Source organism: Pseudoxanthomonas sp. Root65 (assembly GCF_001427635.1).
GTDB lineage: Bacteria > Pseudomonadota > Gammaproteobacteria > Xanthomonadales > Xanthomonadaceae > Pseudoxanthomonas_A.
The window spans coordinates 388,769-400,145 of sequence record NZ_LMHA01000003.1 but is presented as its reverse complement, the minus strand read 5'-3'; the positions used below and the strand labels follow the sequence as shown (position 1 = coordinate 400,145).

Annotated in this window: 11 protein-coding genes and 2 pseudogenes; all 13 read left to right on the top strand. The window is 69.2% G+C overall.

Annotation, left to right across the window (positions count from 1 at the left end; translation table 11 throughout):
• Positions 1 to 6: 6 nt before the first annotated feature.
• A pseudogene (locus tag ASD77_RS16505) lies at positions 7 to 819 on the top strand (MinD/ParA family protein); the annotation flags it as partial.
• The gene (locus ASD77_RS16500; RefSeq protein ID WP_055944484.1) at positions 816 to 1,568 is read left to right on the top strand and encodes an RNA polymerase sigma factor FliA; all 753 of its coding nucleotides are present in this window, start codon (positions 816 to 818) and stop codon (positions 1,566 to 1,568) included. The pseudogene ASD77_RS16505 and the gene ASD77_RS16500, both read left to right, overlap by 4 nt.
• A gap of 155 nt (positions 1,569 to 1,723) precedes the next feature.
• The gene (cheY, locus tag ASD77_RS16495; protein WP_055945081.1) at positions 1,724 to 2,104 is read left to right on the top strand and encodes a chemotaxis response regulator CheY; all 381 of its coding nucleotides are present in this window, start codon (positions 1,724 to 1,726) and stop codon (positions 2,102 to 2,104) included.
• Positions 2,104 to 2,721: a protein phosphatase CheZ gene (locus ASD77_RS16490; protein ID WP_055944481.1), complete on the top strand. Its 618-nt coding sequence runs from the start codon at positions 2,104 to 2,106 to the stop codon at positions 2,719 to 2,721. The genes cheY and ASD77_RS16490 overlap by 1 nt, the downstream gene beginning before the upstream one ends.
• Before the next feature lie 37 nt (positions 2,722 to 2,758).
• Positions 2,759 to 2,896: a hypothetical protein gene (locus ASD77_RS18240; RefSeq protein WP_156383701.1), complete on the top strand. Its 138-nt coding sequence runs from the start codon at positions 2,759 to 2,761 to the stop codon at positions 2,894 to 2,896.
• Between the two features lie 27 nt (positions 2,897 to 2,923).
• Positions 2,924 to 4,681, top strand: coding sequence for a chemotaxis protein CheA (locus tag ASD77_RS16485; RefSeq protein WP_055944478.1), 1,758 nt, complete (start codon positions 2,924 to 2,926; stop codon positions 4,679 to 4,681).
• Positions 4,682 to 4,933: 252 nt separating this feature from the next.
• Positions 4,934 to 5,674, top strand: coding sequence for a flagellar motor protein (locus tag ASD77_RS16480; protein WP_055944475.1), 741 nt, complete (start codon positions 4,934 to 4,936; stop codon positions 5,672 to 5,674).
• Positions 5,675 to 5,692: 18 nt separating this feature from the next.
• Positions 5,693 to 6,505, top strand: a pseudogene (motD, locus tag ASD77_RS16475) (flagellar motor protein MotD); the annotation flags it as partial.
• 149 nt (positions 6,506 to 6,654) lie between these two features.
• Positions 6,655 to 7,437, top strand: coding sequence for a ParA family protein (locus tag ASD77_RS16470; RefSeq protein ID WP_055944471.1), 783 nt, complete (start codon positions 6,655 to 6,657; stop codon positions 7,435 to 7,437).
• Positions 7,434 to 8,441: a chemotaxis protein CheW gene (locus ASD77_RS16465; RefSeq protein WP_055944468.1), complete on the top strand. Its 1,008-nt coding sequence runs from the start codon at positions 7,434 to 7,436 to the stop codon at positions 8,439 to 8,441. The genes ASD77_RS16470 and ASD77_RS16465 overlap by 4 nt, the downstream gene beginning before the upstream one ends.
• A 191-nt stretch (positions 8,442 to 8,632) precedes the next feature.
• Positions 8,633 to 8,944 (top strand): STAS domain-containing protein, encoded by a 312-nt coding sequence (locus tag ASD77_RS16460; RefSeq protein ID WP_055944465.1) that lies wholly within the window; start codon positions 8,633 to 8,635, stop codon positions 8,942 to 8,944.
• Positions 8,941 to 9,306 (top strand): response regulator, encoded by a 366-nt coding sequence (locus ASD77_RS16455; protein WP_055944462.1) that lies wholly within the window; start codon positions 8,941 to 8,943, stop codon positions 9,304 to 9,306. Before ASD77_RS16460 ends, ASD77_RS16455 begins: the two co-directional genes overlap by 4 nt.
• A 47-nt stretch (positions 9,307 to 9,353) precedes the next feature.
• Positions 9,354 to 11,342 (top strand): chemotaxis protein CheA, encoded by a 1,989-nt coding sequence (locus ASD77_RS16450; protein ID WP_055944459.1) that lies wholly within the window; start codon positions 9,354 to 9,356, stop codon positions 11,340 to 11,342.
• Positions 11,343 to 11,377: the final 35 nt, after the last annotated feature.

The window sequence follows — 11,377 nt, the reverse complement described above, 5'->3', positions numbered from 1 at the left end:
TTCCATCCCGTGCGTGTCGTCGCCGTCACCGGCGGCAAGGGCGGCGTGGGCAAGACCAATGTGTCGGTCAATCTGGCCGTGTCGCTCGCCGAGATGGGCAAGCGCACCCTGCTGATGGACGCCGACCTGGGCCTGGCCAACGTGGACGTGCTGCTCGGCCTGTCGCCGAAATTCACCCTGGCCGACCTGGTCGCCGGCCGCTGCGGCCTGGAAGACGTGCTGCTGGAAGGTCCGGAAGGCGTGCTGGTGGTGCCGGCCTCGTCGGGTTTCCGCCACATGGCCGAACTGACCCCGGCCGAACACGTCGGCCTGGTCAACGTATTCTCCGAACTGCAGCGCGCCCTCGATTTCATGATCGTCGACACCGCCGCCGGCATCACCGACAGCGTGCTGACCTTCTGCCAGGCCGCGCAGGACACCGTGGTGGTGGTCTGCGACGAACCGGCCTCGATCACCGACGCCTACGCGCTGATCAAGGTGCTGACGCGCGAGCGCGGCCTGGACCGCGTGCACGTCATCGCCAACATGGTCCGCGACCCCAACGAGGGCCGGAAGCTGTACGAGAAACTCGCCCGCGTCTGCGAACGCTTCCTCGGCGACGTCGCCCTGCACTACCTGGGCGCCGTGCCGCAGGACGACTGGCTGCGCCGCGCCGTGCAGCGCCAGCAGGCGGTGGTGAAGGCCTACCCGGGCAGCCCGTCGGCGCGCGCCATCACCGACATCGCACGCACGACGGCGCGCTGGCAGCCGCCGGTAGGCGCGCGCGGCAACGTGGAATTCTTCGTCGAACGCCTGATCCAGCGGGGGGTGGCCGCATGAACACCGCCGCCGCCCAGTACCGCGCGGTGCAGCGAAGCGCCGCCAACGACTTCGTCACCCAGCACGCCGACCTGGTCCGCCGCATCGCCCATCACCTGGCGGCGCGACTGCCGGCCAGCGTGGAGATCGACGACCTGATTCAGGCCGGCATGATCGGCCTGCTGGAAGCCTCGCGCAGCTACGACGCCGAACAGGGCGCCTCGTTCGAGACGTACGCCTCCATCCGCATCCGCGGCTCGATGATCGACGAGATCCGCCGTGGCGACTGGGTGCCGCGCTCGGTGCATCGCCGCGCGCGCCAGGCCGCCGCCACCGTGCGCGAGATCGAACAGCGCACCGGCCGTGCCGCCATCGCCACCGAAGTGGCGAGCGCGATGGAGATGCCGCTGCCCGAATACCTGCGCCTGATGGAAGACGCCGCGCGTGGCCAGGTGCTGAGCCTGGAGTCGCACATCGACGACCACGGCGAGCCGAACACCTCGCGTACCGGCGGTCCCTCGCCGCAGCAGAACCTGGAACGCAGCGAGTTCCGCCAGCAACTGGTCAAGTGCATCGGCCAGCTGCCCGAGCGCGAGCAACTGGTGCTGTCGATGTACTACGAGCAGGAGCTCAACCTGAAGGAAATCGGCGCCGTGCTCGGCGTAAGCGAATCGCGCGTCTGCCAGATCCACGGCCAGGCGATGGTGCGCCTGCGCGGACGCCTGCAGGTGTTCGAGAAGGCCGACGCGGGGCTGGGAGACGAGGAGTGAGAAGCGAGTGGAGAGGCGTGAGGAGTGAGACACGGCTCCGCACCCTGTGCCCCTGCCGCGTCATCCACCGCCCCTAAACATTTCCCGGCCCCGGCCGATACCCCCTCCAGACTCGCCGTCCACGCAATACCGGAGCACCCGTGACCAACAAGAACATGCGCATCCTGATCGTGGACGATTTCTCCACCATGCGCCGCATCATCAAGAACCTGCTCAACGACCTGGGCTACACGAACACCGCCGAGGCCGAGGACGGCAACAGCGCATTGACGGCGCTGGGCCAGGGCGGTTTCGACTTCGTGGTCACCGACTGGAACATGCCCGGCATGACCGGCATCGAGCTGCTGAAGGCCATCCGCGCCGACGACCGCTACAAGACCCTGCCGGTGCTGATGGTGACCGCCGAGGCCAAGCGCGAGCAGATCATCGAAGCGGCGCAGAACGGCGTGAACGGCTACATCATCAAGCCGTTCACCGCGCAGACGCTGGAAGAGAAGCTGGGCAAGATCTTCGAACGCCTGGGAGCGGCCGCCTGATGAACGCCGTCGTCGACGCCACCGCTGCCCGCGCGGCGCTGGTGGAGAAACTGCAGCACGCCCTCGACGCCCTGGAACAGGGCGACGAAGCCGGCTGGCGTCGCGAACTGGATGCCATCGCCGCGTGGCGCACGCAGCCGATGATGCAGGGCCTGGGACGCTTGGCGCGTGAGCTGGCGCAGACGCTGGGCGAGCTGCCGCCGACCGGTCCGGACGAACTCGATGACGCCTGTGCACGCCTGGACCACGTGGTGGAGATGACCGAGCAGGCCAGCCACAAGACGCTGGACCTGGCCGAACAGTGCCGTGGCTACGCCACCCAGCTGAAAGCCACCGACCTGTCGCCGGCGCAGGCCGCGCTGGTGGACAGCATCGGCAAGGGCCTGTCCGAGATGGCGCTGGCGCAGAGTTACCAGGACCTCACCGGCCAGATCATCCGCCGCGTGGCCGGCATCGTGCGTCGCGTGCACGAGGGTTTCGGCGCGCTCGGCCTGCCGCCACCGGAAAAAAACCGCGACAAGGCTTCAGAACTCGCCGGTCCGGCCGTTGCTGGTCTTGACCGCAACGCGTTTTCGCAGGACGACGCCGACGACCTGCTGTCCGGCCTGGGGTTGTAGCCCCGGGGGACACGCGCTGCGGAACCGGAGACCCGCCATGCCCGCCGCTGCCGCCCGCCGTTCCCGTCACCCCGTCGTCCTGCTGTTCGTGGGATCGCTGCTGGTCTGCGATGCGCTGGTCGGCCGTTTCCTGCGACGCCGCGCCGCCCCGGCCCTGCTCGATTCCTCCCGCTGATCGCCTGCCCCGGTATCCGTCCCGCCCATGTCCGCCGTCACGCCCGAAATCGCCGCCGACTTCCTGATCGAAGCGCAGGAAATCCTCGACCGGCTCGGCGAACAGCTGGTCACGCTGGAACAGGACCCGTCCGACAGCGACCAGCTCAACGCGGTGTTCCGCGGCTTCCACACCCTCAAGGGTGGTGCCGGCTTCCTCGGCATCCAGCCCATGGTCAACCTGTGCCACGCGGCCGAAGAGACCTTGGGCCTGGTCCGCGCCGGTCAGGCCGCGCTGGAAGCGCAGCACTTCGACGCCGCGCAGCAGTCGCTGGACTGGCTGCAGCAGATGCTGGACGCCATCGGCGCCGGCGAAGACCCGCCGCATGCGCCACAGATCCTGATCGACCAGTTCGACGTGCACGGTGGCGCCCCCGCACCTCGCTCTGCGCCTGCTGCACTGGCGACACCGACGGCGCCCGCCGCGGGCGGCGACATGATCAGCGACGACGAATTCGAAGCGCTGCTCGACCAGCTGCACGGCGATGGCGCGCCGACGACCTTGGCCGCGCCTGCGCCCACGCCACCGCGAGCCGCACCGGCGCCCGCTCCGGCCAGACCCGCCGCGCCGAAGCCCGCCGCCAAGGCCGGCGGCGAGGTCGAACAGACCATCCGCGTGGACACCAAGCGGCTGGATGCCATCGTCAACCTCGTCGGCGAGCTGGTGCTGTCGCGCAACCGCCTGAAGACGCTGCGCGCGCGCATCCGCGACGAGGAACTGGACCGCGCCGTCAGCAGCCTGGACATCGCCACCGCACGCCTGCAGACCGCCGTGATGCGTACGCGCATGCAGCCGGTCGGCAAGGTGTTCTCGCGCTTCCCCAAGGTCGCTCGCGACGTCGCCCGCCAGCTGCAGAAGGAAGTCGACCTGGAACTGGTCGGCGCCGACACGGAGCTCGACCGCAACCTGGTCGAGGCGCTGGCCGATCCGCTGGTGCACCTGGTGCGCAACGCGATCGACCACGGGATCGAAGTGCCGTCGCTGCGCGAGGCCTGCAGCAAGCCCAGGCAGGGCCATGTGCGGCTGTCGGCGCAGCAGGAAGGCGACTTTGTCACCATCGAGATCCGCGACGACGGCGCCGGCATCGATCCGGAACGCCTGCGCGTCAAGGCGCTGGAAAAAGGCCTGATCGATCCCGAGGCCGCCGCCCGCCTCAGCCACGACGAATGCCTGCAGCTGATCTTCCTGCCGGGCTTCTCGACCAAGGCCGAGGTCACCGACATTTCCGGCCGCGGCGTCGGCATGGACGTGGTGCAGTCGCGCATCCGCGAACTCAGCGGCCAGATCACCATCCATTCCGATGTCGGTCGCGGCAGCCGTTTCGTCATCCGCGTGCCGCTGACGCTGGCCATCCTGCCGACCCTGCTGGTGCAGGCCGGCGACCCCGTCTACGCGCTGCCGCTGGCGCGCGTGATGGAAGTGCTGCACGCGCCGTCGGAAAGCCTGCGCTGGTTCGACGGCCAGGCCGTGCTGGACCGCCAGAGCCATACCCTGCCGCTGGTCGACCTGCGCCAGTGGCTGCGCGTGGACCCGTTCATGGCGCCGCTGCTGACCATCGTGGTGCTGCAGATGGGCGAGCAGCGCTTCGGCCTGATCGTCGACCAGGTCCGCGGCCGCGAGGAAGTCGTCATCAAGCCGCTGCCGCGCGCCGTGCGCGGCCTGCCCGGCTACGCCGGCGCCACGCTGATCGGCGACGGCCGCATGGCCCTGATCCTGGATGTCGACGGGCTGCGCGCGACGGCGTGACGCAGTGGGCGGGCGCGGGAGCCGGGCTGCTGTGGGTGCCGAGTGGGTGTGGGTGCCGGGCTGTTGTGGGAGCGACGTAAGTCGCGAGCTTTTTCTCTCAGACATCAAGACCCTCTACCCATCCGTCTCGCGGCCATCGCGACTTACGTCGCTCCCACAACAACGATCTGGGTGTGATCGCGATCGCGACTTACGTCGCTCCCACAAGCGGTCCACCTCAAGTCCCTCTCGACCAGGCCGATAGATCAGCACATGGATATCTTCAGCCTCATCGGACTCCTGCTGGCGCTGGTCGCGCTGGTGGGCGGCAGCATCCTCAAGGGAGCCGGCCTGTCGTCGCTGTGGTCGTCGGCGGCATTCGTCATCGTCATCCTCGGCACGCTGGCCGCGATCCTGGTGCATACGCCGCCGCCGGTGTTCAAGCGCGCGGTGTCGATCGCCCGCTGGGTGATCCGCCCGCCGGGCACCGACGGCGACGCGCTGCTCGCGCAGATCGTCGAGTGGAGCAACATCGCACGCAAGCAGGGCCTGCTGGGCCTGGAGCCGGTGGTCAGCCAGCAGGACGATCCGTTCCTGAAGAAGGGCCTGCAGATGCTGGTCGACGGTGTGGAACCGGAATCGATCCGGCACATGATGGAGATCGACCTCAACGGCCAGGAACACCAGGACCTGGCCGCCGCCAAGGTGTTCGAGGCGATGGGCATCTACGCCCCCACGCTGGGCATCATCGGCGCCGTGTTCGGCCTGATCGCGGTGATGAAGAACCTGGCCGACCCCAGCAAGCTGGGCCACGGCATCGCCGCCGCGTTCACCGCCACCATCTACGGCATCGCCTCGGCCAACCTGTTCTTCCTGCCCATCGCCAGCAAGCTGAAGAGCGTGATCGGCGGGCGCAGCCGCGAGCAGGAAATGATCATCGAAGGCCTGATCGCCATCGCCCAGGGCGAGAATCCGCGCAACATCGAGGCCAAGCTGGCCGGCTTCCTGCACTGACCCGGCGGGACGACGGCGATGGCACGCAGGAAGAAGCACGAAGAGCACGCCAACCACGAGGCCTGGGCGATCCCCTACGCCGACCTGATGACGCTGCTGCTGGCCTTCTTCGTGGTGATGTACGCCATCTCCACCGTCAACGAAGGCAAGTACCGCGTGGTGGCCGATGCGCTCACCGCCGCGTTCGGCGGCGCGCCGCGCACGATCAATCCGGTGCAGGTGGGCAACCACCAGTTGCAGGGCTCGGACTTCGACCGTCCCTCGCCCATCAAGTCCGGGGCCAAGGAAGGGCCGTCGGCGCCCTCGCCGTCGCCCAACGTCACCCTGCTGGCCGCGATGGCCTCGCAGATGAACATGTCGCTGGACGCCGCCGGCCTGCAGGCCGCGCAGGGCGAGCTCAAGCGCATCGCCGACGACCTGGAGCGCGCGCTGGCGCCGCTGATCGACGAGAAGCTGGTGACCATCAAGCGCTCGGCGCTGTGGCTGGAAGTGCAGATCAACAGCGACATCCTGTTCACCACCGGCTCGGCGGCGCTCGACCCGCAGGCGCAGCAGACCGTCGGCAAGCTGGCCGAAGTGCTGGGCAACGTGCCCAACTCCGTACGGGTGGAGGGCTACACCGACGACCGACCGATCCGCACCTCGCAGTTCCCCTCCAACTGGGAACTGTCGTCGGCCCGCGCGGCCAGCGTGGTGCACCTGTTCGTGCGCGACGGAATTCCGCCGGAACGGCTGGCGATGATCGGGTACGGCGAGTTCCGCCCCATCGCCGACAACGCCAGTGAGGAAGGCCGCAACACCAACCGCCGCGTGCTGCTGGTGATCCTGGCCAGTCCGACCGGTCCGGCACCGGACTTGCATGCGCAGCAACAGGCCGTCGCTCCGCCGTCAGTGATCCCGCTGCCGCCGTTGCCGACCCACGCCGCGTCGCCCATGCCCGGAGCGCCGCCGGCGCCCCAGGTCCATGAAGGAGTACCGTGATGCGCGTGTGGGCAATCGCCAACCAGAAAGGCGGCGTCGGCAAGACCACCACCACCCTCGCCCTCGGGCGCGGCCTGGCCATGCGCGGCCATCGCGTGCTGCTGGTCGACCTGGATCCGCATGCCTCGCTGACGCGCGCGTTCGGCGTGGCCACCGATCCGCAGCCGACCGGCGTGCTGGAACTGTTCGACGAGCAGCCGCCCACGCTCGCCAGCGTGGCGCGCGCCACCGAGATCGAGAACCTGTCCTTCGTCGCCGCGCAGACGCCGCTGGCCACGCTGGAGCGCCGCAGTGCCACCCAGCCCGGCCTCGGCCTGGCGCTGTCCAATGCGCTGGCGCGCGGCGGGCAGGCCTGGGACCACGTGCTGTTCGACTGTCCGCCCACGCTGGGCCTGCTGATGGTCAACGCGCTGGCCGCGGCCGACCACGTCATCATTCCCACCCAGACCGAACCGCTGGCGCTGCACGGCCTGAAGGGCATGTGCCGCACCGCCGACATGATCCAGCGCTCGCGCCATCGCGTGCTGCCGGTCTCGATCCTGCCCACCCTGCACGACAAGCGCACGCGTACCGGCGCGGACACGCTCAAGGCGATGCAGGAGGAATACGGCGAGCGCGTCTGGAACGACGCCATCCCCAATGACACCCGCATCTGCAGCGTCGACGCGCTGACGCGCTCCAGCCCGGCCACGCAGTACCCCGGCCGTGGGTTGTCGGCGTACCGCCGCGCGCTCGACTGGCTGCTGCTGACCGAAGCGCGCGACACGGAGCAGGCGGCATGACCACCCCGGCCGTCCTCGACGACTACCTGCTCGACCTGCTCGGCGACGCCGGCCTGCCTGCGACGCCGCCAGCACCGGCCGTGGTCGCGGAGGCGATCGAGCGTGCCGCGCCGGTCGTGGACATTGCACCGGTCGTCCTCGCGCCGGCCGCCGAGGTGGCTCCGACGCCCGCACCCGCACTGGCGGTGGCGCCGACGCGTCCCGGCAGCGAGGCGGAACTGATCAGCGACGACGAGTTCGAAGCCCTGCTCGACCAGTTGCATGGCGACGGCGTCCCGACCGCGGTGGTTGCCGCCGCACCTGCGCCTGCACCGCCGCCCGCCGCCGCGGCACCTGCACTGGCGGTCGCCCCGACGCGTCCCGGCCGCAGCGACGACATGATCGGCGACGACGAATTCGAAGCCCTGCTCGACGAACTCCACGGCGGCGCCGCGCCGACCGCGCGCGTGGCTGCCCCGGCCGCGCCGGTCATCGCGCCCGCGCCCGTTCCGGCATCGCCGCCACCGCGCGCCATGCCGCCGTTGCCGGACAAGCCCTACCTGCTCACGCCGACGGACCACGGCGAACGCCGGCGCGCGACCGAACGCAAGACCCGCTGGCTGCGCCTGCGCTGCGACCAGCAGCATTACGCGCTGGAACTGCTGAAGGTGCAGGAAGTCGTGCGTCCGGCCACCCTGCTGCCGCTGCGCGGCGCCGCACCGCACATGCTGGGCGTGATGAACCTGCGTGGCCAGGTGGTGCCGGTGATCGACCTGGGCCTGTACCTGGGCCGGCGCCCGATCGAATCCGACGCCGCCACCCGCATCGTCGTGCTCGAAGAACATGGCGAAACCCTGGGCCTGCGCGTCACCGCGGTGGAGGACGTGGCCAATCTCGCCGACCAGCAGATCGAATCGCCGGACAACGCCCGCGTCGGCCGCATCGCCAATCCGCTGTTCCGCGGCGTGGCACGCCTCAACGAGTGCGCGGTGATCCTGCTGGATGCGTCGCGGATCCTGCAGTGAAGCGAGTAGCGAGTAGCGAGTGGAGAGGAGTGAGAAGTGAGTAACCGCAAGAGCTGCTTCGCTTCCGCTCACTCCTCACTCCTCTCCCCTCACTCCTGCCTTTCCAGCAGTCCATCACATTTTCACTTCCGCACCTCAAGACCGGCCACCCCGCGCCGATACCTCACTAGAGCCGCCCTTCCGGAGACACGATGAGCGCTGTGCCCCTGGGTGACGACCTCGGTATCGAGGCCGCCACCGACCTCAAGCAGCACCTGGCCCCGCACATCGCGCAGCCGGAACCGCTGGCGCTGGACGCCGGCACCGTGCAGCGCGTGCATACCGCCAGCCTGCAGGTGCTGTGCAGCTTCGTGCGCCAGCGCGAGCAGGCCGGCCTGGCCACCGATTTCAGTGCGGTCAGCCAGAGCTTCCGCGACGCCGCGCGGCTGCTCGGTCTGGCACCACAGCTGGGCCTGGCCAACGACAACGAACACAACACGCAACAAGTGGAGAACGCCGCATGAGCGCACGCATTCTGGTAGTGGACGATTCGGCCTCGATGCGACAGATGGTCGCCTTCGCCCTGAGCTCGGCGGGTTTCTCGGTCGATGAAGCCGAAGACGGCCAGGTGGCGCTGGGGCGCGCGCAGGGACAGAAGTTCAACGCCGTGGTCACCGACGTCAACATGCCCAACATGGACGGCATCTCGCTGATCCGCGCGCTGCGCGGGCTGCCGGACTACAAGTTCACGCCCATGCTGATGCTGACCACCGAGTCGGCCGCCGACAAGAAGGCCGAAGGCAAGGCCGCCGGCGCCACCGGCTGGCTGGTCAAGCCGTTCAACCCGGAACAACTGGTCGCCACCGTCCAGAAAGTCCTGGGCTGATCCTCCCCTCCTCTCCTTCCCTTCGACCGCATCAGGGCACCGTCGCAATGAACATGGACATGCAGCGCTTCCACGCCACGTTCTTCGAGGAAAGCCGCGAAGGGCTGGAAGCCATGGAAGCCGGCCTGCTGTCGCTGGAACAGGGCAACCGTGACGGCGACCTGATCAACTCCATCTTCCGCGCCGCGCACTCGATCAAGGGCGGCTCGGCGACGTTCGGCTTCGACGCCATCGCCGGCATGACCCACGTGCTGGAAACGCTGCTCGACGAACTGCGCGCCGGCCAGCGTGCGGTCAGCCCGCCGGCGGTCGACGCGATGCTGGCCTCGGTCGACGTGCTGCGCGCCCTGCTGGCCGAAGCCGAGCACGGCACGCCGGCAGATCCGGCCGCCGTGCAGGCCATGAAGGACCGTCTCAACGCCGTGCTGTCGGGACAGGACGCGCCCGCGTCCGCCGCTCCGGCCGCCGCTGCCGTCGCCGAGGCCGAACCTGACGGCTGGAAGATCGGCTTCACGCCGGCGCCGTCGCTGTTCATGAGCGGCAACGATCCGCTGCGCATCCTGCGCGAATTGGAACACCTGGGGCCGCTGGAAATCGCGTGCCGCATGGAACGCCTGCCCGGCTTCGAGCAGATCGATCCGCTGGAAGCCTATCTCGCCTGGGATCTGGGCCTGATCGGCAAGGTCCCGCGCAGCGCCGTGGACGACGTGTTCGCCTGGGTCGTCGACGATTGCGAACTCGACATCCAGCCGATGCAGCGCAACGCGGTGCCGGTCGACGCCGTCGCCGTGGCGGCGCAGCCCGTGGCCGCGGTCGTCGCCAGCGGCGCGCAGGCGCCCGCTGCCGCGCCCGCCGCCAACGACGCCGCCGAAAGCTCCATCCGCGTCAGCGTCGACAAGATTGACGGCCTGATCAACCTCGTCGGTGAACTGGTCATCACCCAGGCCATGCTGAAGCAGGTCTCCGGCCTGCTCGACCAGGCCCAGTGCGAGCGACTGTTCGCCGGCCTGGACCTGCTGGAACGCAATACCCGCGACCTGCAGGAAGCCGTCATCGGCGTGCGCATGCTGCCGGTGGACGCCGTGTTCCGCCGCTTCCCGCGTCTGGTCCGCGACCTGTCCGCGCGCCTCGGCAAGCAGGTGCGCCTGCGCACCATCGGCGAAGGCACCGAGCTGGACAAGGGCCTGATCGAACGCATCGCCGATCCGCTCGTGCACCTGGTCCGCAACTCGATCGACCACGGTCTGGAAATGCCGGACGTGCGCGCGCAATCGGGCAAGGACGAGACCGGCACCATCACGCTCGCCGCGTCCCATCAGGGCGGCCACATCGTCATCGAAGTCAGCGACGACGGCCGCGGCCTCAACCGCGACCGCATCCTCGCCAAGGCCGCCGAGCGCGGCCTGCCGCTGCCGGAAAACCCCACCGACGCGCAGGTCTGGGACCTGATCTTCCAGCCCGGCTTCTCCACCGCCGATGCCGTCACCGATCTGTCCGGTCGTGGCGTGGGCATGGACGTGGTCCGCCGCAACATCCAGGCGCTCGGTGGCGAAGTGCAGCTCGAAAGCAGCGCCGGCCACGGCACCCGCGTGGTGATCCGCCTGCCGCTGACGCTCGCCATCCTCGACGGCATGGCCGTGTCGGTCGGCGAGGAAACCCTGATCCTGCCGCTGACCTACGTGCTGGAAGCGCTGCAACCGCAGGCCGAGGACGTGCGCACGGTCGGCGGCGAAGGCCGCGTGCTGCGCGTGCGCGGCGAGTACCTGCCGATCGTGGCGCTGAACCAGTACTACCGCTACGGCCAGAGCGAGGCGGACGATCCGCTGGTGGTGGTGGTGGAAGCCGACGGCCATAAACTGGCGCTGGAAGTGGACGAACTGATCGGCCAGCAGCAGGTCGTGGTGAAGAACATCGAGAACAACTACCGCCGCATCGACGGCATTTCCGGCGCCACCATCCTCGGTGATGGCCGCGTCGCATTGATCGTCGATGTCGGTGGCCTGGTCCGCGCGCGCCGGATGCAGCAGGCCGCCTGACCCCATTCCCCGCGTTGTCCCCGACCGCGTCGCTC